The organism is Caballeronia udeis, assembly GCF_044909315.1.
Taxonomy (GTDB): Bacteria; Pseudomonadota; Gammaproteobacteria; order Burkholderiales; family Burkholderiaceae; genus Caballeronia; species Caballeronia udeis_A.
Window position 1 is genome coordinate 251,721 of record NZ_JBIYEB010000005.1, and the last position, 21,418, is coordinate 273,138.

Sequence of the window (21,418 nt, forward strand, 5' to 3'; positions counted from 1 at the left end):
GATGTTGCTTTGCTTACTGACCAGACGCATGCGCCTGGAGAAACGCCGCATATCCGTTCTGGGTCTTGAGGATCTTCCCGGCGCACTTGTCGTAGTCCGTGCCTTTCGCGCTATCCGGCCCATACATACCGCGGCACTGCGCAAAGAGGGTCAGCGTTGCACCCGCACCTTTCGCAGCCCGCGTTGCCGAGAAGCTGACCTTGCCTGAACCGGAGGGCACGTCGGTGTCGATTGCGACCGCGTCCGCGCGCGTCACCGACGTGTCGGAATGCTGCTCAATATAACGTTTCGTAAGCGCCCACGCGGCGTCGCAGTTCGACGCGTCGCACTCGACCGCCGCATTGCGTTGAGCAGCAGCCAGGCCAGCTTCGTTCTGGATGAATGACTGGGCTTGTTCCGCCTGTTTTTCGGCGGACGAGCAACCAGTGAGCACAAGCGCGACAAGCGCAAAAGCAGCAATCTTTTTCACGAATAAAACTTCCATAGCCACGTTCGAGCCCGATTATAACTGCGCGCCCGAAGCGCTCGCAGGTGCGCTCGACCGGTTTGTCCAACAACTCCTTCAGCGCGATCCCGACGTACCAACGTCTCGGTTGGGAAAACATCGAGTATCGCCTCGCCCCGGTCCTCGGTTCATTGGCAAGCGCCGTGACAGCCCTGCTTGGGTTCGCGATCCGTAGTGAACGCCCAAGCCTGCCCCAATGGATTGGTATCTCGATCATCACTTTCGGCGTCATCGCGCTCAAACTGACTTCGGAGATAGTGTCGGGCTAAGCTGGATATTCCAGGCAACGCCGAATGGAGGTGACAACGTGGATATCTCAATTGATTTACGTCATTTCCATGAATGCGGCTGGATCAAAATCAGCAATGCCGTTCCGGTTGATCTATGTGCGAGATTGGTTGATGTTCTCGAGCATGAACTCAATGTTCCAGTGCATGACAACAAGCGCTGGGATGAGTTCGGGGCTGACATGCAAGATTTTCTGCCGATCTGGGGTCATCAGGCGCAGTGGGATATTCGGCAGTGGCCACCGTTGCATCAGATCTGGGCAACGCTTTGGAACACCAAGGACCTTTGGGTATCGCTTGATTCGTGCCGATTCACGCCGCCGTGGAAACCTGGTTATTCCGAACCCTATGGGATTCATTGGGATCACAACCCTTGGGACGACGGCACGCACTTTCTGCAAGGAGTGCTTGCTCTGACAGATACGGCTGCTGATCAAGGTGGGTTTCGTTGCGTACCTTCCCTGCTTAAGGCTCGTGACCGATGGCCCCGAACGCCTGGTATTGACGCTGACGGCGAGGAAAACTGGCTAGCCACGCCGAATGACGATGAAATCGTGATGGTGCCGGCGCTCACAGGCGACCTGATAATCTGGAATTCGCGGTTACCGCACGGAAACTCGAAGAACAGGGCGCGCCTCCCGCGACTCGCCTTCTACGTCACCATGAACCCGGCGGGCGTTGATGCGTATCGGCAGGAACTCATTGAATCGTGGCGCACGGGGCGTTGTGTTTCCTGGTGGCGTGACCGCCCCGGCTACGACCGGACTGAACCGTGGCCGCCGGCTAATCTATCCTCGCTTGGCCGTCGACTCATCGGCCTCGAAAATGGGTAGATAAGCGAGTGCGGCACGGGTGAGTCTCTATAGCTATCCGAATCAGCCGGGTGGCGACGCAGGCTAACGGCGATTTTCCTCCGCCACATCACGCGATCTTCTCAACCCACTGACTCCGCCAACCCGGTGCTTCAAAGGGCTCCGAAAAATACTGGGTCTCATGAAGGACCTTGCCGTTGCAGAACTCCATGATGCTTACCGTGTAAGCCGCTCGCCCCTGATAGGTAATGGCGTACTCCGTGATCCAGAGATTACCTTCTCCTTGAATTCGCCTGACCTCGAAACCCGATGGCTTATCTGGATGATGACTCCGCAGTGCCTGCAAATTAGCTCGCCCAATGATTCGTTCACCTGACTGGGGATAGTCACAGACGGCCTCGTCATCGTAAATATCATGCTCCGCGTCGAGATCGCCGGCCGCCGACGCCTGCCAGTGAGCATTCAGGGCTTCACGTATTTCTTCTTCCTGCATGGAGTGCCTCCTGATACCGTTCACGTCTGTCTATTCAGTACGACGCGGAATAAACCCGGGGCTGCCCGTCTTGACGACTTCGTTGAACCTCTGCCTCGTCTCGATCCGGTCGATCTCGTCGAACGCGTCTGCCGGAAGCGCGGAGACATCGAAATTCTCGCGTGCGCGGGCCGCATTTTTGGGGGTGGTGAGCAAAGCTCCACCACGCTGGACCGCCCAGGCAAGCAGCACCTGTGCCGGCGTCTTTCCAATTCGTGCGGCAATCTGCGAGATGACCGGATCCTCAAGCGGCCCCGGCCTGATTCCGTGACCCAATGGCGCAAAGGCCAAAAACACTATCTCTCTCTGCTTGCAGAATTCCAGTAGTTCCGTTTCCGGAAGATACGGATGTGCTTCGACCTGCACCGCCGCCGGCTTGATTCGTGCCGATTCATAAAGAGGCCGCAATTCGTCCAGGCCGATGTCAGACAGTCCGATGGCCCGGCATCGCCCATGGTCGACGAGATCTTCCATCGCCTTCCACGTGTCCAGCAAAGTCACGCCTTTGTCGTAGATGACATCGCCATTTTCATCGCGCGGATCCTGCTCGTCTCCCGATTGAAATGCAAACGGGGTGTGTATCAGATAGAGATCGAGATAGTCGAGCCTGAGCCTTTCAAGACTTGCCTCGAAAGCCGGTTCAACACGCTCGGGCCGATGATTGGAGTTCCACAATTTCGTGGTCACGAAGAGTTCTTCGCGCGCGATCCCTCCGGCAGCAAGCCCTGTCCGCAGCGCCTCGCCCACCTCGCGCTCGTTCCGATATCGCTCGGCACAATCGAAGTGTCGATAACCCGCTTCCAGCGCGTCTCTGGTCGCACTGGAGGTCACAGCCGGATCGGGGATCAGCGTGCCAAATCCGAGCGCGGGCATACTGCCGCCTCCATGATTAAGCACTAACCTTTTGCTCCGGAAATCGGAAGACTCAATCATGGCGCCACCTCCGCACTATGTCATGGCCTGCGAGGAAGGACCGACGCGTGTGCCTGCGATCGTGACGCCAGGTCCATGAACAGAAAACGTCAACGTACCAGAGTCGTCGAGTCGGTCAGCCGCGTCACGGTGAATGCTGACCGACGAATTCGTGAACTGCTTACACTGAGTCGTGAAGCCCTTCTCTCTCTTCGCCTGGATGGGTGTTGAATGCGCGGAAATTGAAGCCGTCAAATGGAGTCGAGTTGGTCCGCGTTGATCCGCAACTCAGCCGCGGCCGTCAGGGTCAGACCGCGCGCCAGACAGGTCTGCTTCGCGATCAAGTGTAGCAAATGAATTGCTGGGCGGCAGCGGAGAATTCCGGCAGGGGACATCACGCAATAGACGTATTGAGATCAGATCGTCATATGCAAGATTGGAAAGAATCGACAGGAATGATGGTCGACTCCTTTTCGCCGATCTGTTCTGCGCCGAGCTTCAGGTAGCGGTCCATATGACAAATTTGTGATGCATCTCATCTCCCTTTCATTTCATGAAGAGCAAGAGGAGATGTTCAGAGATGCGGCACGGTGGATGCGAACGCGTCGATCTTCATCGCGCGATCGGACAACGCCGCCAGGCGCGGGAAGTTCTCCGCGGTGACGACCCCCGGGAGGATAAATTGAGCAGCCGCCTGATAGCAGACGACGGCCATGATGTCGGCCTGGCTGAGCGTGTCGTTCACATACCAGCCGTCTCCGGCCTCTTCCTCAAGCAACCTGAACCCGATCATCACCTGTTCGACGAAGCCTTCTATCGCGGACTGCAGGCGGTAGTTTTCCGGACGCAGGCTTTCGTCGTACAAGGCAGTGAGCTTCGGATAGATGGAAGTGCCGATCCCGATGAGTTGCAACGCCTTGAGACGCGGGGCGCCGGACTGCGGGATGAGCGCCTTCCCGGGTCCGACCATCTCGTGCAGCATGTCAATGATGCCGGCGCTATCGATCAGGACTTCGCCGTTATCCAGAGCAAGCGCCGGCACCTTGCCCATCGGGCTGTAGCGTCGAACTGCTTCCTTGTCGGTATAGGCGTTGAGGTCGAGATGCTCGAATGGAATTCCGAGCAGCTTCATGGTGATAGCGGTCCGGCGCGTAAATCCGGAAATCCAGGGGCCCACAAGTTTCATTGTCTTCTCCATGTCATCGTTGGTTTCAAGGCGTCAGAACTGTTCCTTGAACGGTCGGACATCCAGTTCCTGCGTCCAGGCGGACGGGTGCTGGCAATAGAGTTGCCAATAAACCTCAGCGATCGCCGTAGTGTTGAGCATGCCGTTCTCGCCTAGCTGCTCGAAGGCACCAGGGAACAGCGAGCGCACCCGCTCGCCATCAATCGCACCGTCAACAATGACGTGCGCCACATGAATGCCCTGCGGTCCGAACTCGCGCGCCATGCTCTGCGAGATCATGCGCAGACCCGCCTTGCTCGCGGCGAATTGCGCAAAACCAGGCATGCCGCGAAGCGATCCCGTGGCCCCGGTGAAGAAGACGGAGCCGCGACCGAGCGGCACGAAGCGACGCGCCGCCTCACGGCCCACCAGAAATCCGCCGAGCGTGTTCATCCGCCAGAAGTCCTCGAACGTCGAGGCATCCATCTGCCGGAAATCGATCTTCAAATTCTTGCCGGCGTTATAGGTGACCAAGTCGGCGGGAGCGCCATCCGCATCGTCGGTCATTGCAGCATCGAAGAGCGGGATGACATCCTCTTCCTGCGTCGTGTCGATGACATGGGCGCTCGCGCGGCCACCGTTGCGCCGGATCGTGGCGGCAACTTTCTCCACTTTTTCGCGCGTACGGCCAGCGACCAGGACGTGATGACCGTTGGCCGCGTAGCAACGGCTTATGGCCGCTCCAAGACCATCCTCGGCACCGACACCCACCACTACAGCCTTGGGAAGCGACATAAAACCCTCCTTTTCCTCGATGGGCGGCGGAGCCACCCGGCTAAATCCAAAAAACAATGACGATCACAAGAGTATCGGTGGGGTTAGTTATTTAATTAGGTAACCTATATATGATCTTGCCAGTCATATCGTCAAAATGACTTTGCCAAACGGGCGGTCCTCTATCAGGTGACGCAGGGCTTCGCCCGCTTCGGCGAGAGGGTAGGCCCGCTCGACTATCGGCTTGACGGATCCGCTTGCGATCAGCGGAAGCATGTCCTGCCACGCCGCGGCAATCGTCTCCGCTGATTGGGCAAACAGGGAGAAACCAGCCATCCGTGCGCGCTTCCAGATCAGGTCCGTCACATCAATCGTGGTTTTGCGTCCGGCCGAATAGCCCAACGTGGTCAGGACACCGCCGTTAGCGACGCTGCTCAGCGCCTCACTGGTCACAGTCCCGCCAATGCTCTCTATGACGATATCGACACCCTTGCCCGCCGTAATCCGGCGAACGCCGTCCGCGAGCGCTTCCGTGGAGAGATCGATCACGTCTTCGAAGCCAAGCTCGCTCGCCCTGGCGGCTTTCGCCGCACTGCCGGCCGTCGAAATCACTTTGGCCGAGCCCTGCGCCCGCGCGAACTGATAGGTCGCGTTGCCGACCGACCCGCCAATCCCCGGAGCCAGCACCGTCATGCCGGGCTTGAATCCGGCTTGCGTCAGCGTGATCTGCGCCGTCAGGTAAGCCACTGGAAGGCTGGCCGCGACGACATCGTCGATCGCGTCGGGCACGAGCGCCAGATGTTCAGGTTTCACCAGCAGCCACTCTTGCCACGTGCCGTTCTCGGCAACGCCATAAGGCCCGGTGAACATGACACGGCTTCCCACCGCGAGACCGGAACCACCGGCATCCTCAATGACACCCGCACCCTCATTACCAAGCACCCGCGGCGCGCTGACTCGGGGATGTCCACCCGACAGGATCGTGTGATCGAGCGGCGTGACACCGGCTGCCGTGACGCGGACGAGCACCCTGTCCGGTGCCGGTTGCGGTTTGGGCAATTCGGACGGCCACAGCCCGCCATAGCCCGAGAAAGTCTTTGCCTCGATCGCACGCACGATCACCCTCTTTTAAAGTTACAGACCTGTTAGTTACTTGAACGTTACAGACAAGTCTGTTACTTTGTCAATCAGAAAATCTGAGTAAAAGGAGCTTGGCGAATATGACGGCAGAAGCCCGACCCCGTCGGGGCACCCCGCCGAAAGGCGAAGTGAGCGCGCGCGAGCGTATCCTCGCGACGGCAAGCGAGTTGTTCTACCGCGAGGGGATCCGCGCCATCGGTGTTGACACGATCGTCGAGCAATCGGGCGTGTCGAAAACCAGCCTTTATCGCCTTTTCGGCTCCAAGGACGATTTGATCGCCGCTTTCGCCGCCGAAAAAGATCGGTCATTCTGGGCGTGGTGGGATCGTACCGAGGAGCGGCACGCCGACGACCCGCGCGCTTTGCTGGAGGCGCTGCTGTCCGGAATAGTGGAACGGATCGGGAGACCCGCTTATCGCGGCTGTCCGTTCCTGAACCTGGTGACGGAATTTCCTGACGACAACCATCCTGGCCGGGTTATTGCCCGGAACAACAAGGATGAAATGCGGGCCAGGCTTGCAAGTATCGTTGGCAAGCTGGATGTCAAGGCCCCCGACCGTACCGCGTCTCAGATCGCACTGCTGATCAATGGCGCGTACGTCACCGGCCTGATGGGAAAATCGGCTGATCTGAAGGACTATCTCGTCGATGCCGTCATGAAATTGTTGGCCTAGCAGTCCGGCGAAACAACCCGGAGACAAGTGGCATACCGCCTGGGCCTGTCGTGGCAAATAGGGGTAAGCACAGTAGTACGAATGATCATCTACTGGAATCGGTTCTTGCCTCGAGCGCGTGGAGGACGGCTGCTATGTCGGACTGTCCGTACCCCAACGCCTGCGTCTCACCGAATAGCGCGTAGCAGACATCCAGTAGTGGCGACGCGACCCCGGCTTCCCTGGCCGCTTCCGCAATCAATCGATTGACCTCCAGCACATTGGTGATCGATCCCTGGACATCGAAGTCACGCATCACCAGCTTGAGAATTTTCACGCGTGAGATGTCGCTCGCCATCTGACCGGCGTCGACAATAGCGCGGAACTGCTGCATGTCCAGACCATGCCGTTCGGCAAAATGAGCCGCTTCTGCAAGGCCGGCGACCGTGGTCATCAGAAACAGGTTCACCGCGAGTTTCATGAGAAGCCCGCTCGGAACCGGACCGCACACAATCGCCTGCTGGCACATTGGGCCTAGCAAAGGGCGGATGCTTCCGACAGCCGTGTCTTCGCCCGCCAGCATTGCCACGAGCTGGCCGGCCTCGGCGGGTTTGCGCGAGCCCGAAACGGGCGCTTCCACATAGGTGCCACCGGCGTTGCGTATGTCGGCTTCGAGTCCGCGCGAGTAGTCGGGCGAGGTCGTGCCCATGTTGACGATGGTGTGGTGCGCAACGTTCGCGCTGAACTGCGACGTGCCGCGGCCGAGGGAAGCGTCGATCGCGTCGCCGTCGACGAGCATCAGGACTACCACGCGGGCCCGTTCAAATATCTCGGCAGGATCCGTTGCGACGGTTGCGCCCGCCGCCCGCAAAGGCTCGCATTTGTCAGCGGAGCGATTCCAGACAATGAGTGGTGTGCCTGCGCGGGCCAGATTGAGCGCCATGGGCTGTCCCATGACACCCAGGCCGATGAAACCGATGTCCATATTCACTCCTGTGCCACGGCGCTCGATGCTTGTGACAACACACGGGCTTCTAGCGACACGGCCTGATACCTTGCCGCACAATCCCGCTTCGCGGTATCAACGCGAATGTTGATTGCGGCGCGGCACGACCATGTTGACCACATGCACCAGCACGGCCTCGTTGTCCTGGTTCAGCGTGGTCGTCCGGAGCTTGATCAGGCCCTGCTCCGGACGGGACTTTGACGGCCGTACCTCGATCACCTCGCACTCGACACGCAACTCGTCACCGGGGCGCACTGGCCGGGGCCAGCGGCACTCGTCGAGGCCGGCGCCAATGAAACCACCAGCGGGCTTGAGGTCGCTCTCAACCATCAAGCGCATGGTCACGGCAGCGGTGTGCCAGCCGCTCGCGGCCAGTCCGCCGAAAATGGAGCGGCGCGCCGCCGCCTCATCGAGGTGGAACGGCTGCGGATCGAATTCGGCGGCGAACGCGACGATCCGCTCCTCCTCGATACGCAACCGCCCTGAACCGAACGTCTGCCCCACTGCAAAATCTTCCAGATAACGCTCGCTCAACTGATTCATGACCCTGTCCCGGCTTTGCACAATGGTTTCGAACGCGAGCCCGAGCGCGAGACCGTCCCCACCTTCGACAACGACGAAGTCCCGGGACCGCCTGAGAAAGTCCCTTCTTTCACCCGCAAGGATAATTTCCACAAAGTAACTAAGCTGTAACTATTTTTATAGTACGGACAGGTCTGTTACTTTGTCAAGCGAGAAATCAGGGCGGAGGGATGCGTATCGACGCGCGAAGCTGCGACCCGCCGCGCTTTGCAGTTTCCCGGCAGGGTCCGCCTCAAACTCAAGGCGCACACGGTTCGGTGGATTCCGGCAACATCGAAGGTCCCTGCCCGCTCCACGCTCGCCGATATCAAGTAGGTGCGAGCCGCAGCTTTTACACGCGTCGTCTTGTGCCAGATCTCATGGCGTCGGTGATGACTGCCGCGAGCCGCTGCGCGGCCGCCCGCATTTGTTCATTGCTGAAACCGCCGAATCCGAGCACCAGGCCGGGCCGGCCCCTCCCCGGCGAGAACATGGGCGACACCGCTCGTACCGCTACGCCGGCTCGCGCGGCCATCGCCACCACCTCGCGGTCATCCAGGCTTTCCTCGAGCCAGAGAACCAGATGCATGCCCTGGTCGCCGGGCTGCACCCATGCCACCTCCGGAGGCAGCAGATTGTGGATTGCGCCAATAAGCTGTGCCCGATGGTTGGCGTACACATTGCGAACCCGCCTGATGTGCCGCTCGAGGTGTCCATCCGCCATGAACGCCGCGAGAACATGCTGATCAGCAGTCGGCGGATGGCGGTCCATCAAGATACGCGCACCGCAAAATGCATCGGCCAGATCGTGTGGCGCGATGACATAACCGAGTCGCAGCGAAGGGAACAGGATCTTGCTGAACGTGCCAAGGTAGACCACCCGGTCAGGCTCCGAACCATGCAGCGACGGGAACGGATAACCCTCGTACCGGAACTCGCTGTCGTAGTCGTCTTCGACTACCCATGCATTGTTTGACCGTGCCCATGCCAGTATTGCGCTACGTCTCGCCATGCTCAGCGGCATGCCGAGCGGATACTGATGCGACGGCGTCACGAACGCCACTTTCGCGTGCGGCGCTTGCCGGATGCCTGCGTCAACATCAATGCCCTCGTCGTCCACTGGCACCCGGATCATTGCACTGCCCCGACCGTTATTCTCGAGCGTGGCAGTGATGCCGCGGTACGCGGGATCTTCCACCCACGCCTGATCCTTCGCACCCAGCAATACCTGACTCGCGAGATACAAGCCCTGCTGCGTTCCGCTGGTGATGATGACCTGGCCCGCTTCACAGCGCACCGACCGCGACTTGCGCGCGTAGGCAGCAATGGCTTCACGCAACGGCAGCGTGCCTTTCGGATCGTCATAACCGGCGGCCGCGCCCGGCCCTTTGGCACGCACACGGTTGCCAAGCCGCCGCCAGATATCGGCAGGCGCCGTCAGGCCAACGGGGACCGACACAGCAAACGGCACCTGCGGTAATGGACTGAATTCGCGCGCCACCTGGGCAAAGCGCGCCGCCGGTTCAGGCAAACCGGTCCGCGCTGATTGCCCGCGGGCCGTGTGCGCTTTGCGAACCCGCGCCCCCGGCTCCGACAACGCCTCGGCAACGCGGGTGGCCGCCCCTCTTTGCGACTCGAGAAAGCCTTCGGCGATCAGTTGCTCGTAGGCTTCCACCACCGTTCCACGCGCAACGTTCAAGGAAGCGGCGAGCAGCCGGGTAGACGGCACAGCGTCGCCGGGCCTGATTTCCGCCCTGTGTATTGCCTCTCGCAGTAGTTGCGCCAACTGGCCGGACAGGTTTCCCGCGCCTCGTTCGAGTGCGCCGAGTGCAGGAATGTCTAACACAAGGGGAGTTCGCGCCATGATTCTGGTTCAGTGATAATGATTCAAACTGGCTCTACAGGATAAACCAGTTTCGGTACACACTTCATACAAGACGAACACCCTTCGCATAGGTGAAGGACAAAAACCTACTGGAGCAACCATGTACGTACCCGCCCATTTCAATGAGTCTCGCAAAGACGTGCTGCACACGCTCATTGCTCAAAATCCCTTTGGCAGCCTGATTACCAATGGCAAGAGCGGTCTGGACGCCAATCACATTCCACTTGAGCTTGCAGCGGACGAAGGCGACCTGGGTGTGTTGCACGGACATGTCGCGCGGAGCAATCCCTTGTGGCAGGACGTTGCCAATGGCGACGAGGTGCTGGTCATCTTCCGCGCCGGTGACGCGTATATCTCCCCCACGTGGTATCCGAGCAAACATGAAGCGCACAAGCAGGTGCCGACCTGGAATTACATCGTCGTTCACGCCCATGGGCGCATCACCATTCGCGACGATGAAAAATACGTGCGCGGCGTAGTCGCCCGCCTAACCCGCACGCACGAGGCCACGCAGGCCGTACCCTGGAAAATGGGTGACGCGCCGAAGGAATACATCGACACCATGCTCAAGGCGATTGTCGGTTTGCAAATCGATATCACGCGGCTGACGGGCAAGAGCAAACTCGGCCAGAATAAGGAGGCACGTGATATCCAGGGTGCCGCAGAGGCGCTCAAGGCGCTCGACAACCGGATTGGCGATGCGATGCTTGAGTGCGCCGCGCAGAAGCAAGGATAAACCGCCTGCGCTAGCGGCTTCAGCGACACTCCGGCTAAATTCCAGACCGGGAGGACGGCCATGACTGCGGGACAAGAAGCGAAGTTCATCTTCACCGACAGCAACACCGCCCCTTGGCAGGATTCGAAATTGGCCAAGGGCGTAGTGGTGAAAAACCTGGGCAAGGCAAATGGGCGCGCCATGCAACTCGTGCGCTTCGAGCCCGGCGCCGTCTTGCCCACTCATAAGCATGAGGGACCGGAGTTCATCTTCATGCTGGAAGGGGAAGCCATTCAGAACGGTCAGGTTTTGACCGCCGGCTGGGCAGGCGTCGCAGAAACAGGGTCCGCCGATGTCCTGTTCCGCAGTGACAAAGGTTGTCTGTTTCTGCTCGGTTACGCTATATAAAACCTCGCACAATGTGCGCGGCAAATTCCTGACTACGACTCATGGCACTTCGTCCAATCCCAAGGCTCACTCCTCAACGGTCACCGGCGTTCTCTCGATCAAAGCCCTGATCAGCTCCTGATCGGCCGGTGTCGCCGGGTTGTAGACAATCATTTGAAGATCCGGCCGCCCATCGACCGCGAAGGACGAGTATTCGAGCGAGATCGGGCCGAGCACCGGATGGCGCAAATGCTTGACCCCGTCGCCGTGGGTCTGCACCTCGTTGTCCCGCCACATGGCGGCGAACTCGGGACTTGCCCGGCACAGTTCGTCGACGAGCGGCGCCACCTCGGCCTCGGCGCCTGCGCGTGCGGCATCGATCCGGAAAGCGCCCACCACGAAGCGGGCCACGCTGGTCCAGTCGAACTGCGCGGCACGGACGCCGGGATCGCAGAACATCATGCGCAGGATATTGCGTCGTTCAGGCGGCAGGGAGCCGTAGTCGGTGAGGGCGGCCGCGGCCGCGCGGTTCCAGGCAATCACGTCCCACGTCGCGGTCCTGACGATTGCCGGACTATGGGGCAACGCTTCGAGCAGGCGCTGCAGCCGCGGCGTGATTGCGTCGCCACCGCGATAGCGGACTTCGGGCGGATGGCCGAGTCCAAGCAGGAACACGTGTTCGCGCTCGACTTCCGTCAGCATCAAAGCACTAGCGATCCGGTCCAGCACATCCGCTGACGGATTGCCGCCGCGCCCCTGCTCCAGCCACGTGTACCAGGCCGCGCTGATATTGGCGCGTTGCGCCACCTCTTCCCGGCGCAGTCCCGCCGTCCGCCGCCGGCTACCGGAAAAGCCGAAGGACGCGGGATCGAGCTTCGTGCGCCTGTTCTTCAGATAATTGCCGAGCCGGTTGTCGCTCTCGTTCTCGTTCGCGTGGGCCATGTGCAACCTGTTAGGAGGTATACCTGGATAACGTCACCACTTTAACAGGATGATTTTGCCACGTACATTGCTCTATCGATCACCTGGGGGCGCCTCACGTGTGCGTCTTTTTCATGGGAACCGTCGGCTTCACCGGCTGCGCCGCCGTCCGTGAACTGGTCGCGAACGTCAGCAGGTCGTCGGTCTCATCCGCTCGGAAAAGCGTGGCTATAGCGCTTCCGGCATTCGCAACAAAGACCTCAACTGCATAGGAGAATCAGGATGGCCGGCACAGCAATGTCACTCGATGGAAAACGCGTGGTTGTCATTGGCGGCGCGTCAGGAATCGGCTTCGCCGTTGCCGAACTCGCGCGTGCCCAGGGCGCCGCGGTTGTCATCGGTTCGAGCCGCGAGGCAAACGTCAGTGCGGCCGTTGAGTGCTTGCAAGGTGCGACCGGGCGTACCGTCGATCTACGCGAAGAGGCCAGCGTTGCCGGCTTCTTCCAAGCGCTCGGCGCGTTCGATCATCTCGCGATAACGGCCGGCGACTGGGGCGGATCGATGTTCTACGCTTCTTCGCGGGACCTGGACCTGGAGCAGGCACGAGCGCTCCTGGAGGTCCGCTTCTGGGGCCTGCTCGCGGCGGTGAAGCACGGCTGCCGGACCATCGCCCAGGACGGCTCGATCACGCTGACGAGTGGCATGCTCACACATCGGCCGATGAAAGGCGCGCCGTTGCCGACCGCCCTGGGGGGAGCGGCCGAATACCTGGCCCGCGCCCTTGCGATGGATCTCAGCCCGGTGAGAGTCAACGCCGTATGCCCGGGCATTGTCCTCACCGACCACGTGAAGCAGACGATGCCGGAGGCCATGCTGCAGTCGATGGTAGCGCCCCTTCCCGTGCCCCGCGGCGCGTCGCCGGAGGAAGCCGCGAAGGCCTATGTGTACCTCATGCTCAACGGCTATGCGACCGGACAGATCCTGCCGGTCGATGGAGGCGGCTTGCTGGTCTGACAGGCAAGAGTCCGATGGCCAGTTGACTGCCTTATCGACGTAATGAAAGAACGGTATAAGCTCAAGCTACGGGTTCACACGCGCCAGGGAAACGTATCGGCAGTGCTCGAAAGCGCTCGATAACGCCAACGTCCGCAGCGACGAACCATGAAACCCCAAGCGCCGGCGCCCATGCCAGCAGCAGCGGCAGCGAATCCCATTGAAGCCAGGGTGACCCGTGGCGCGTGAACGTATGAAAACTGATATTGCCTTACCGCATTCAAGCCGGATGGGTGCCGCCGGGGAAGTTCTCGCGGTGTTTCTCAAGCTCGGACTGACCTGCTTCGGCGGTCCCATTGCGCATCTGGGTTACTTCCGCCGGGAGTTTGTCGAGCGGCGTGGCTGGCTTGATGACGAAAGCTTCATCGATCTCGTCGGACTCTGTCAGTTTCTTCCCGGACCCGCCAGCAGCCAGGTGGGATTTTCGATCGGTCTTTTGCGGGCAGGATGGCTTGGAGGACTCGCGGCATGGTGCGGGTTCACGCTGCCTTCGGTCCTGCTGCTGATCGGCTTTGCCGCCATTGCTCCGAGTCTCGGCGGGCCGGTCGGTAGCGGCTTGATTCATGGCCTCAAGCTCGTCGCTGTCGCTGTTGTCGCTCAGGCAGTCTGGGACATGGCGCGGCGCCTGTGCCCAGATCACCGCCGCGCTGCCATCGCGCTGATCGCCGTCGCGGTACTCGGCATTCTGAGCACCGTGTATGCGCAGCTCATCGTTATCGGCCTTGGTGCTGTGCTTGGGCTCGTGTTGTGCCGGAACACGACATCGACAGACACCGCTCGCGTATTGCAGCACACCCACGAGTTCCGCGTGTCCCGCACGGTGGGCGCTATCGCCCTGATCCTCTTCTGTGTCTTGTTGTTTGGGCTTCCGGCGCTCGTCGCACTCCATGCGGATCCGGCCGTCAGGATCCTTGAAGCGTTCTATCGTTCGGGTGCGCTTGTGTTTGGCGGCGGTCATGTTGTGCTGCCGCTTCTTCAGCAGCAAACCGTTGCGGCCGGCCTGATCTCGTCGAACGACTTTCTCGCAGGATATGGCGCTGCGCAAGCGGTCCCCGGGCCCCTGTTTACGTTCGCCGCATTTCTCGGCTGGATGATGGCGGAAGCGCCGAACCACTGGACCGGTGCGCTGCTGGCCACCGTGGGCATTTTCCTGCCGGGTCTCCTGCTCGTGCTTGCGGCGCTGCCCTACTGGCAAGCGCTGCGTGCCCGCCCGTCCATGACTGCGCTGCTTGCAGGAGTCAATGCCGCTGTTGTCGGATTACTGGCCAGCGCACTCTACTCACCGGTCTGGACCAGCGCGGTTCTCTCCAAGCTCGACTTTGCCATCGCAGTCATCGGCTTTTTCCTGCTGACACGGTGGCGACTTCCGCCTCTTGCCGTCGTCGTGCTCAGTGCGCTGGCCGGTATGGCCGAAGCTACCCTGCACTGAGCGACGATTTTCGCGAGAGCATTCGACGCCGCAGATGAGCTCGATGTCATCGAGGCTTCATGACAGAGAGGGCGCCATGGGCGCGTTCGCCTGCAAATACGCCCACAGCCGCTGTGCGACGGGACCGTGCGCCCCGTCGCTGCGTCGAGCTGCCACCACCGTTTCCGTGCGGCCGGGTAAGTACCGGCCGGCAATGGACTTGAGCGCACCGCTGCGTATTTCCCCATCGATCAGGAAGTCCGGCAGATGTCCCCATGCAAGGCCCTGCAGAATGACATCCTTCTTCATGAACTGGTCCGCAACGGTGATCTGGTGCGCCCCCTCGATGACCAGAGAATCCTCATCGCGTGGCGCCCGAGCCGAATCCCGCATGACGCATTGCGTGTAGTCGCGCAGATGTTCCGGGCGCACTGTCCTGGCCGTCGACACAGGCAGCAAGCCCGGAGCGACCACGGGAATCAGCCGGACCTTGCAAAGCGCAATCCACTCCAGAAACGGGTCCGTCGTGTCGATGCGGTGAAACATCAGGTCAGCGTCGCGAGCCTTGAGGCGTTCGATAGGACCACCAACCGTTTCGAAATGCAGATGCAGCCGCGTGTGCGGACACGTCTCGAAGAAGCGCGCGAGCAGCCTGAGCACTGCCGGGCGTGGGCACAGGTCGCCTAACACCACATGCAGTTCACTCTCTTCACCCAGGGCCAGTTGTGCCGCGTATTGACGCAAACCTTCGGCTTCGCCCAGAAGCGTTTGCATGCGTTCATGGAACGACCGCCCCGCATCGCTTAGCTTGACGCGGTAGCCGCCGCGATCGAGCAGGCTCAGACCTGCCTGGCTTTCGAGCCTCGCCACCGCAGCGAACACCGCCGGATGGGATCGATGCAAGGCGGCCGCCGCAGCCTGGAAACTACCCGTGCGGATGACGGCGTCGAAGCATTTCAGATCGTGCAGGGCGAAATCGTTCATGTCATTTTTTCTGACAAAGAGTATCCGAATTTTGTAATTTTATCGGAACACGAGGTTGTCCATACTTTACGCATGAACCTGCGCCGCAACGGAGTGCGGCCAGCCAGGCCGTGCGAGGCGGCGCTTCTTTTGCGAGAGTGTCATGGACAATTTTTCCTACTTCACGACATCCGACGGTGTAAGCATTGCGCACCGGATGGATGGTCACGACAACAAGCCGGTGCTGGTGCTGTCCAACTCGATCGGTACGACGCTGCGCATGTGGGACGGGCAAGTCGCCGAGCTGAGCCGTCATTTCTCGGTGCTACGCTACGACGCCCGCGGACATGGTGCGTCAAGCGTTCCTGCCGGGCCGTATTCCGTTGCGCGGCTGGGACACGATGTTCTCGAATTGATGGATACGCTCGGCATCGGGCAAGCGCATTTCCTGGGACTCTCGCTGGGAGGCATTGTCGGGCAGTGGCTCGGCATACACGCGCCGGCACGGATCGACCGGCTCGTACTCAGCAATACAGCACCCTATCTTGGACCTGCGGACAGGTTTGATGCGCCAATCGCCCAGGCTCTCCAGGCCGATGACATGACCGCTACGGCCGAAACGTTCCTGCACGACTGGTTTCCGGCGAGCATGTTCGAGGCGCGCGATCCGGCGGTGCAAACATTCCGTACGATGCTGCTCACGACCAGCCGCCATGGTCTGGTCGGTTCGTGGCGCGCCGTGCAGGATACCGACATGCGGCAGGATATTGCGTGCATCACACGGCCGACGCTGGTGATCGCGGGCGAGCACGATACGGTGACGGCCGCGAGTTACAGCGTGCAGATGGCGCAGACTATCCCGGGCGCAACATTGTTGGTGCTGCCGGCGGTGCATCTCTCCAACGTCGAGTTTCCGCGTGAGTTCGTCGACGCAGTCGTGAAGTTCTTGTTGTCACCCGGAGCGTGACGCCCGGGAGGCTGCGTCAGGACGGCTGCGCCCGGCGGCCAAACATGCGCCGCGTCAGGTCGAACGCGACCAGATTGCCGGCGACCACCAGCACCAGCCCGACCACCGCCAATGCGGACCACCGATAGCCTTCGAACACGGTCGACGCCGCCAAGGCCACGATCGGAAACAGCACGGTGCAGTAAGCCGCCCGCTCCGGCCCGATCCGCCCGACCAGCATCAGATACGCCGTAAAACCGATCACCGACCCGAACACGGCCAGATAGACGAGCGCGCCCAGATAACGCGCGTCCGGCTCGATGGCGAACGAAAAGCCGGCCAGCGCACTGCCTATCGTCAGGACGCCGGCGCCGACCAGCATGGCCCAGCTATTGGTGGCGAACGGGTGCAGGCCCATCGATTGCATCCGGCTCGACAACAGGTTGCCGGCGGAGAAGCACAAGGTGCCGAGGAACGCGATCGCGAGGCCGAACCACGCAGTGTGGTCGCCGAGATGCCCGGCCATCTGTTGAACGAACAGGCAGACAATGCCGACCAGGCCCAGCGCCGCGCCGGCAATCGCGGTGAGCTGCAAGGGACGGCCCATGAACAGGCGTCCGTTGATCGAGTTCAAAAGCGGCGCGGTCGAAAACACCACTGCCACGAGTCCGCTCGGCACGACCTGTTCGGCGTAGTAAAAGCACAGGAAGTTGACGCAAAACAACGCCAGTCCCTGCGCGGCCAGGTAGCGCCATGCGGCTCGCGGCGGCCAGATCGGACGACGCATCAGACGCAGCAGCGCGAACAGCACCAGCGCGGCGATCCAGAACCGCCATGCAATGGATACCGGCGGGGGCACCGATCCAAGCTGCCATTTGATCGCGATCCACGTGGTGCCCCAGATCAGAACGGTAACGGCATAGAGCAACATATTCATGACGCGGCCTGCAGCATAAAAAGCGGAACCTCAACTATGCGGCGGCAGGCCCGGCCGCACTTGTCCAGGATTGCGCTCTTCCTGGCGGCGCCAAGCCACCGCCCGTGGCTCGCCGTATACTGTGCTTACCCAGTCATCAGATTCATCCCGCCAGTCCCGTGAACGCCAGACCGCCCGCCCCCGTGATGGACTCCATCGAAACGCCGTTCGGCCTTCATTCGGTCTGTCACACGCTGAGCACCGCCAACGCGAGTCTTGAGCGGTTTGCATGGCTCGGCGATCAGTTGGCCATCGCGGTGTGGACGCGCGACACCGAAGAAGCCGAGACCATCTATGACCGGCCCGGCCACCATACGCTCTCGTGTTATCTGGACGGCGGCTATCGCACCGAACGTCAGAAAATGCCCGGCCGCTACGGCGCGCCGGCGCGGCTCTGCACGCTGCCCGGCGATCACGAATCGCGCTGGTGGGTTCGCGGCCACATGCATTTCATGCATCTGTACTTCCTGCCCGAACATTTCACGCAACGCGCGGTGCAAGAGCTCGATCGCGAGCCTCGCGAACTGACGCTCGCCGATCGCACCTATTTCGAAGACGCCCGCATTGCGAGCCTTTGTCAAACCCTCGCCAATGAAGACTGGCAGGACCCCGGCGGCCTGCTGCGCACCAATGAAACCGCGCATCAGGTGTTGAGCCTGCTGCTGCGCGCACAAGGCGTGCGCCGGACCGATGCCTCACCGAAGGGCGGTTTGTCGGTTGCGACCCGGCGGCGCCTGCGCGATTACATCGAAAACCATCTCGGGCAAACGCTCACACTCGGCGAGCTGGCCGGCGTCGCCGCGTTGTCTGAGTTTCACCTCGCGCGCATGTTCCGTACATCGTTCGGACTCCCGCCCGCTGCGTGGATCGCGCAACAGCGGCTCCAACGCGCGCGCACGCTGCTGCGTACCACGGCGCTGCCGCTCACGCAGGTCGCCGAACAATGCGGCTATGCAAACGCCAGCCATTTCAGCCACCGTTTTCGTGACAGCGCTGGTGTCGCGCCGACCGCATACCGGCAAGCCGTCAGCGCTTGATGGCTGCCGACGGCTTGGCATCTACGGGTCTCCCCGATCTCAATCCATGTCGATACCCGCTTCGCCGAGTCGTCGTGAGGTATGTTCAACTTCTCCACTGAAAGGCGATCACACCATGACTACTGGAACCGTCCGTCTCCATCGCGTCTTGCGCGCTACTCCCGAACGCCTCTACCGGGCCTTCCTCGAAGCCGATGCACTAGCGAAGTGGCTTCCTCCCTACGGGTTCACCTGTCAGGTCCACCACCTGGATGCCCGTGTTGGCGGCACCCACAAGATGTCCTTCCGCAACTTCAGCACCGGCAACGGCCATTCATTCGGTGGCGAGTACCTCGAACTGGTGCCGTTCGAGAAGATCCGTTACTCGGACCAATTCGACAACCCGAACCTGCCCGGTGAGATGCACACCACCATTTCATTGCGGCAGGTGTCCTGCGGAACCGAGCTCACCATCGTGCAGGAGGGCGTGCCCGAGGTCATTCCCGTGGAGATGTGCTACCTCGGCTGGCAGGAGTCGCTGGTTCAGCTGGCGAAGCTGGTCGAACTCGATATCCCCGACTGACAACGCCGGCACAGACGTGCACCCGGTTGCTCAAGGTCGCGATCCACCCCGTTTTCCGTGAAGCTGGGGATCAATCAAGCTGTCTGTTTGCATCGACTGACGAACCGGTTCGCGATCTTCATATTTTCTGTGTAAAAACCCATAACTTGTTTCGATGCCGCGACGGATTTTTGATGGAGCGACGTTAAAGGCTCGTTGAGGCACATTCACGGATAGAGGTATGCCTGGAAGGCTGGCGATTACCGGTGATGAAAACGACATAGCTGCGTCGGCACCAGGGCGCCGACGTTTTCTGGCAGGCCTGCTGATGATCGCGCCAGCATATGGGCTTGCCGCGAGTGCAACCGACACCCTCCCGAACAATGACAAGCGTTTCCCAACCACCATGGATACTCCCGTGAACCTCACACTCGCCGATCGCGTGCGCGCCCGCGATATTGGCATCCAACCCGGGATTCTTTCCCCGGGGCCGCTGAACGCAATAACGGACGTGCCCGGCGTCATGGTTGGCCACGTTACGTTGAGCGAGGGTAACGTGACCAGAACCGGTGTCACAGCAATCGTGCCGCACGCGGGCAACCTGTTTCAGGACAAAGTCCCCGCGGGCTTTGCGCTCGGCAATGGCTTCGGCAAATTCGCCGGATCGACACAGGTCGAAGAACTCGGTGAAATCGAAACCCCCGTCGTCCTCACGAATACCCTTTCGGTAGCGGAAGGTATCGCCGGTGCAGTCGAATGGACCCTTGGGCAACCGGGTAACGAACAGGTTATGTCCGTCAATGCCGTGGTCGGTGAAACAAACGACGGCTTTCTGAACGATATCCGTGGCCGGCATGTTACGAAGCAGCACGTGCTCCAGGCCATAGCGGCAGCAACCAGCGGCCCGGTACCTGAAGGATGCGTTGGAGCCGGAACCGGCACGCAGGCATTCGGCTGGAAAGGAGGTATTGGCACCAGTTCGCGCCTGCTGCCACGCAGCCTTGGCGGGTATGCAGTCGGTGTGCTTGTGCAGACCAACTACGGCGGCATCCTGTCAATCAACGGTGCACCGGTCGGGAAGGAATTGGGACGCTACTACCTCAAGAACGCGGTCGACGATCACGGTGGCGATGGTTCGGTCGTGATCGTGGTCGCTACCAATGCACCGCTCTCTGATCGCAACCTCAGCCGTATGGCCCGCCGGACATTTCTCGGAATTGCCCGTACCGGCTCATCGATGGCAAATGGTTCCGGCGACTATGCAATCGCGTTCTCGACGGCGCAGTCCGTGCGTCGAACACGCGAGCGGCGTACGGCGGTGGGGACAGTCGAAGACCTCTCAAACGATGCGATGTCGCCTCTGTTCCAGGCGGTCTCCGAAGCCACCGAAGAAGCCGTCTATAACGCGATGCTTCAGGCCGTTTCCACTACAGGATTCCAGGGACATCGTCTGGATGCGATTTCACCGGCTGCAGTAAAAAACATCGTTGACCGTCATGGCTTGAATGTCAGCAAGACCTAGTGGTGGAATAGACGGGCAATCCGCGCGAACGACAGCTTCAACCCTGACTTAAGCCAAGCTCGCCACCGAGTGCACGAGCCTGCTGCGATCGAGCAGAGAATGGTCGTTCCTCGTCCGTGTCGAGAGCGGGTTTGCCCAGAGCATCAGGGACACCCGTCTACTCGACCCTGGTCCAGATCAGCACGGCCGAGCTGTCCTTGCCGGTGATCGGGTTCTTCGCGGGCAGCGTCTTTATGTACAAGACGTTGCCGTCGATCCTGAACTGGCGCACCTGGGTTGTCCCTGTCCACGACTGATTCCACGATGCGTCGACATGGTGACTGATTTTGTCGCCCTCAATACTGTAGGTCCCCGCGTATGTAATAAGGCCGCTGTAAAGATCGACGCGCTCCGCGTCCGTTGGAACGAGAGTGTCAGGCGCCTTTCGCCCATCCTTGATCAGGATGGCGTACATCCGGCCGTCAGGCCCATAGTTGAGATAGCCGCTTGGATGCGTGCCGAACAAATTGGTTTTCTGGCCGGTCTCCACGTCTTCGTCCGTGAACGACTCCAGTTTCCAGGTTCCGATCTGCGGGCCTGTGCAGCTCTGCCGCTGTTGTTCGGGAGATGGGAGTGTCATCGAATTTCCCCACTGGCGTTGCTGGTTTTTCTGCGATTACCTGCACTCATTTATCAGAGTAATCGACCGCGCATGACCACAAGAGGCGCTGACGAAAA

At 60.7% G+C, this 21,418-nt stretch carries 24 protein-coding genes; 11 read left to right on the top strand and 13 right to left on the bottom strand.

What is annotated here, in order from left to right; translation table 11 throughout:
* Window positions 1-13: 13 nt before the first annotated feature.
* Complete coding sequence (locus ABH944_RS10700; RefSeq protein ID WP_404606821.1) at window positions 14-469, bottom strand: putative periplasmic lipoprotein; 456 nt, start codon at window positions 467-469, stop codon at window positions 14-16.
* A 77-nt stretch (window positions 470-546) separates the two neighbouring features.
* On the opposite strand from ABH944_RS10700, the gene ABH944_RS10705 reads away from it, so the two are divergent.
* Both ABH944_RS10705 and ABH944_RS10710 read left to right on the top strand, forming a co-directional pair.
* Window positions 547-774 carry a hypothetical protein gene (locus tag ABH944_RS10705; RefSeq protein WP_404606823.1) on the top strand — a complete coding sequence of 76 codons (228 nt, stop codon included), beginning with the start codon at window positions 547-549 and terminating at the stop codon, window positions 772-774.
* Window positions 775-812: 38 nt separating this feature from the next.
* Window positions 813-1,625 carry a phytanoyl-CoA dioxygenase family protein gene (locus ABH944_RS10710; RefSeq protein WP_404606824.1) on the top strand — a complete coding sequence of 271 codons (813 nt, stop codon included), beginning with the start codon at window positions 813-815 and terminating at the stop codon, window positions 1,623-1,625.
* An 88-nt stretch (window positions 1,626-1,713) separates the two neighbouring features.
* On the opposite strand, the gene ABH944_RS10715 is transcribed toward ABH944_RS10710, so the two are convergent.
* The 5 genes from ABH944_RS10715 to ABH944_RS10735 all read right to left on the bottom strand — a co-directional run bounded on the left by ABH944_RS10715 (window position 1,714) and on the right by ABH944_RS10735 (window position 6,103).
* Window positions 1,714-2,097: a nuclear transport factor 2 family protein gene (locus ABH944_RS10715; protein ID WP_404606825.1), complete on the bottom strand. Its 384-nt coding sequence runs from the start codon at window positions 2,095-2,097 to the stop codon at window positions 1,714-1,716.
* A gap of 30 nt (window positions 2,098-2,127) precedes the next feature.
* The gene (locus tag ABH944_RS10720; RefSeq protein ID WP_404606827.1) at window positions 2,128-3,069 is read right to left on the bottom strand and encodes an aldo/keto reductase; all 942 of its coding nucleotides are present in this window, start codon (window positions 3,067-3,069) and stop codon (window positions 2,128-2,130) included.
* Window positions 3,070-3,622: 553 nt separating this feature from the next.
* A complete protein-coding gene (locus tag ABH944_RS10725) occupies window positions 3,623-4,234 on the bottom strand; it encodes a glutathione S-transferase family protein (protein WP_404606828.1) in 612 nt (203 codons plus the stop codon).
* 33 nt (window positions 4,235-4,267) lie between these two features.
* Window positions 4,268-5,008 carry an SDR family NAD(P)-dependent oxidoreductase gene (locus tag ABH944_RS10730; RefSeq protein ID WP_404606829.1) on the bottom strand — a complete coding sequence of 247 codons (741 nt, stop codon included), beginning with the start codon at window positions 5,006-5,008 and terminating at the stop codon, window positions 4,268-4,270.
* Window positions 5,009-5,131: 123 nt separating this feature from the next.
* The gene (locus ABH944_RS10735) at window positions 5,132-6,103 is read right to left on the bottom strand and encodes a quinone oxidoreductase family protein (protein WP_404606831.1); all 972 of its coding nucleotides are present in this window, start codon (window positions 6,101-6,103) and stop codon (window positions 5,132-5,134) included.
* A gap of 104 nt (window positions 6,104-6,207) precedes the next feature.
* Here ABH944_RS10735 and ABH944_RS10740 point away from each other — a divergent pair, with 104 nt between their 5' ends.
* Complete coding sequence (locus tag ABH944_RS10740; protein ID WP_404606832.1) at window positions 6,208-6,801, top strand: TetR/AcrR family transcriptional regulator; 594 nt, start codon at window positions 6,208-6,210, stop codon at window positions 6,799-6,801.
* Window positions 6,802-6,886: 85 nt separating this feature from the next.
* Here the strand turns inward: ABH944_RS10740 and ABH944_RS10745 are convergent, their stop codons facing one another.
* The 3 genes from ABH944_RS10745 to pdxR form a co-directional block, all read right to left on the bottom strand.
* Window positions 6,887-7,765 carry an NAD(P)-dependent oxidoreductase gene (locus ABH944_RS10745; protein ID WP_404606833.1) on the bottom strand — a complete coding sequence of 293 codons (879 nt, stop codon included), beginning with the start codon at window positions 7,763-7,765 and terminating at the stop codon, window positions 6,887-6,889.
* Between the two features lie 96 nt (window positions 7,766-7,861).
* On the bottom strand, window positions 7,862-8,350 hold the full coding sequence (locus ABH944_RS10750; protein WP_404606961.1) for a MaoC family dehydratase: 489 nt from the start codon (window positions 8,348-8,350) through the stop codon (window positions 7,862-7,864).
* 349 nt (window positions 8,351-8,699) lie between these two features.
* Window positions 8,700-10,211: a MocR-like pyridoxine biosynthesis transcription factor PdxR gene (gene pdxR / locus ABH944_RS10755; protein WP_404606835.1), complete on the bottom strand. Its 1,512-nt coding sequence runs from the start codon at window positions 10,209-10,211 to the stop codon at window positions 8,700-8,702.
* 121 nt (window positions 10,212-10,332) lie between these two features.
* Between pdxR and ABH944_RS10760 the strand changes: the two genes are divergently transcribed.
* Together ABH944_RS10760 and ABH944_RS10765 are read left to right on the top strand one after the other, a co-directional pair.
* Complete coding sequence (locus ABH944_RS10760) at window positions 10,333-10,968, top strand: FMN-binding negative transcriptional regulator (RefSeq protein WP_404606836.1); 636 nt, start codon at window positions 10,333-10,335, stop codon at window positions 10,966-10,968.
* Between the two features lie 60 nt (window positions 10,969-11,028).
* Window positions 11,029-11,355, top strand: coding sequence for a cupin domain-containing protein (locus ABH944_RS10765; protein ID WP_404606838.1), 327 nt, complete (start codon window positions 11,029-11,031; stop codon window positions 11,353-11,355).
* A 66-nt stretch (window positions 11,356-11,421) separates the two neighbouring features.
* Here the strand turns inward: ABH944_RS10765 and ABH944_RS10770 are convergent, their stop codons facing one another.
* Complete coding sequence (locus tag ABH944_RS10770) at window positions 11,422-12,276, bottom strand: helix-turn-helix transcriptional regulator (protein ID WP_404606839.1); 855 nt, start codon at window positions 12,274-12,276, stop codon at window positions 11,422-11,424.
* A 261-nt stretch (window positions 12,277-12,537) separates the two neighbouring features.
* Between ABH944_RS10770 and ABH944_RS10775 the strand changes: the two genes are divergently transcribed.
* Window positions 12,538-13,269: an SDR family oxidoreductase gene (locus ABH944_RS10775; RefSeq protein WP_404606840.1), complete on the top strand. Its 732-nt coding sequence runs from the start codon at window positions 12,538-12,540 to the stop codon at window positions 13,267-13,269.
* 232 nt (window positions 13,270-13,501) lie between these two features.
* The gene (gene chrA, locus ABH944_RS10780) at window positions 13,502-14,737 is read left to right on the top strand and encodes a chromate efflux transporter (RefSeq protein ID WP_404606842.1); all 1,236 of its coding nucleotides are present in this window, start codon (window positions 13,502-13,504) and stop codon (window positions 14,735-14,737) included.
* A gap of 57 nt (window positions 14,738-14,794) precedes the next feature.
* Here chrA and ABH944_RS10785 read toward each other — a convergent pair whose 3' ends face one another.
* Window positions 14,795-15,700 carry a LysR family transcriptional regulator gene (locus ABH944_RS10785; protein ID WP_404606843.1) on the bottom strand — a complete coding sequence of 302 codons (906 nt, stop codon included), beginning with the start codon at window positions 15,698-15,700 and terminating at the stop codon, window positions 14,795-14,797.
* Between the two features lie 142 nt (window positions 15,701-15,842).
* On the opposite strand from ABH944_RS10785, the gene ABH944_RS10790 reads away from it, so the two are divergent.
* Window positions 15,843-16,646, top strand: a complete 804-nt coding sequence (locus tag ABH944_RS10790; protein WP_404606845.1) for an alpha/beta fold hydrolase — start codon at window positions 15,843-15,845, stop codon at window positions 16,644-16,646.
* 16 nt (window positions 16,647-16,662) lie between these two features.
* On the opposite strand, the gene ABH944_RS10795 is transcribed toward ABH944_RS10790, so the two are convergent.
* Window positions 16,663-17,562, bottom strand: a complete 900-nt coding sequence (locus tag ABH944_RS10795; protein WP_404606847.1) for a DMT family transporter — start codon at window positions 17,560-17,562, stop codon at window positions 16,663-16,665.
* 158 nt (window positions 17,563-17,720) lie between these two features.
* On the opposite strand from ABH944_RS10795, the gene ABH944_RS10800 reads away from it, so the two are divergent.
* The 3 genes from ABH944_RS10800 to ABH944_RS10810 all read left to right on the top strand — a co-directional run bounded on the left by ABH944_RS10800 (window position 17,721) and on the right by ABH944_RS10810 (window position 20,701).
* Window positions 17,721-18,638, top strand: coding sequence for a helix-turn-helix domain-containing protein (locus ABH944_RS10800; protein WP_404606848.1), 918 nt, complete (start codon window positions 17,721-17,723; stop codon window positions 18,636-18,638).
* Window positions 18,639-18,753: 115 nt separating this feature from the next.
* Window positions 18,754-19,200, top strand: a complete 447-nt coding sequence (locus ABH944_RS10805; protein WP_404606850.1) for an SRPBCC family protein — start codon at window positions 18,754-18,756, stop codon at window positions 19,198-19,200.
* Window positions 19,201-19,420: 220 nt separating this feature from the next.
* Complete coding sequence (locus tag ABH944_RS10810) at window positions 19,421-20,701, top strand: DmpA family aminopeptidase (protein WP_404606851.1); 1,281 nt, start codon at window positions 19,421-19,423, stop codon at window positions 20,699-20,701.
* A gap of 157 nt (window positions 20,702-20,858) precedes the next feature.
* Here ABH944_RS10810 and ABH944_RS10815 read toward each other — a convergent pair whose 3' ends face one another.
* Complete coding sequence (locus tag ABH944_RS10815) at window positions 20,859-21,320, bottom strand: lipocalin-like domain-containing protein (protein WP_404606852.1); 462 nt, start codon at window positions 21,318-21,320, stop codon at window positions 20,859-20,861.
* Window positions 21,321-21,418 lie beyond the last annotated feature (98 nt).

What these genes read in the sequence shown, in the direction of transcription:
- ABH944_RS10715 (WP_404606825.1), bottom strand. Translation starts at nt 2,097, where the DNA reads ATGCAGGAAGAAGAAATACGTGAAGCCCTGAATGCTCACTGGCAGGCG.
- ABH944_RS10720 (WP_404606827.1), bottom strand. Translation starts at nt 3,069, where the DNA reads ATGATTGAGTCTTCCGATTTCCGGAGCAAAAGGTTAGTGCTTAATCAT.
- ABH944_RS10725 (WP_404606828.1), bottom strand. Translation starts at nt 4,234, where the DNA reads ATGAAACTTGTGGGCCCCTGGATTTCCGGATTTACGCGCCGGACCGCT.
- ABH944_RS10730 (WP_404606829.1), bottom strand. Translation starts at nt 5,008, where the DNA reads ATGTCGCTTCCCAAGGCTGTAGTGGTGGGTGTCGGTGCCGAGGATGGT.
- ABH944_RS10740 (WP_404606832.1), top strand. Translation starts at nt 6,208, where the DNA reads ATGACGGCAGAAGCCCGACCCCGTCGGGGCACCCCGCCGAAAGGCGAA.
- ABH944_RS10745 (WP_404606833.1), bottom strand. Translation starts at nt 7,765, where the DNA reads ATGGACATCGGTTTCATCGGCCTGGGTGTCATGGGACAGCCCATGGCG.
- pdxR (WP_404606835.1), bottom strand. Translation starts at nt 10,211, where the DNA reads ATGGCGCGAACTCCCCTTGTGTTAGACATTCCTGCACTCGGCGCACTC.
- ABH944_RS10760 (WP_404606836.1), top strand. Translation starts at nt 10,333, where the DNA reads ATGTACGTACCCGCCCATTTCAATGAGTCTCGCAAAGACGTGCTGCAC.
- ABH944_RS10765 (WP_404606838.1), top strand. Translation starts at nt 11,029, where the DNA reads ATGACTGCGGGACAAGAAGCGAAGTTCATCTTCACCGACAGCAACACC.
- ABH944_RS10770 (WP_404606839.1), bottom strand. Translation starts at nt 12,276, where the DNA reads ATGGCCCACGCGAACGAGAACGAGAGCGACAACCGGCTCGGCAATTAT.
- ABH944_RS10775 (WP_404606840.1), top strand. Translation starts at nt 12,538, where the DNA reads ATGGCCGGCACAGCAATGTCACTCGATGGAAAACGCGTGGTTGTCATT.
- chrA (WP_404606842.1), top strand. Translation starts at nt 13,502, where the DNA reads ATGAAAACTGATATTGCCTTACCGCATTCAAGCCGGATGGGTGCCGCC.
- ABH944_RS10785 (WP_404606843.1), bottom strand. Translation starts at nt 15,700, where the DNA reads ATGAACGATTTCGCCCTGCACGATCTGAAATGCTTCGACGCCGTCATC.
- ABH944_RS10790 (WP_404606845.1), top strand. Translation starts at nt 15,843, where the DNA reads ATGGACAATTTTTCCTACTTCACGACATCCGACGGTGTAAGCATTGCG.
- ABH944_RS10795 (WP_404606847.1), bottom strand. Translation starts at nt 17,562, where the DNA reads ATGAATATGTTGCTCTATGCCGTTACCGTTCTGATCTGGGGCACCACG.
- ABH944_RS10805 (WP_404606850.1), top strand. Translation starts at nt 18,754, where the DNA reads ATGACTACTGGAACCGTCCGTCTCCATCGCGTCTTGCGCGCTACTCCC.
- ABH944_RS10810 (WP_404606851.1), top strand. Translation starts at nt 19,421, where the DNA reads ATGCCTGGAAGGCTGGCGATTACCGGTGATGAAAACGACATAGCTGCG.
- ABH944_RS10815 (WP_404606852.1), bottom strand. Translation starts at nt 21,320, where the DNA reads ATGACACTCCCATCTCCCGAACAACAGCGGCAGAGCTGCACAGGCCCG.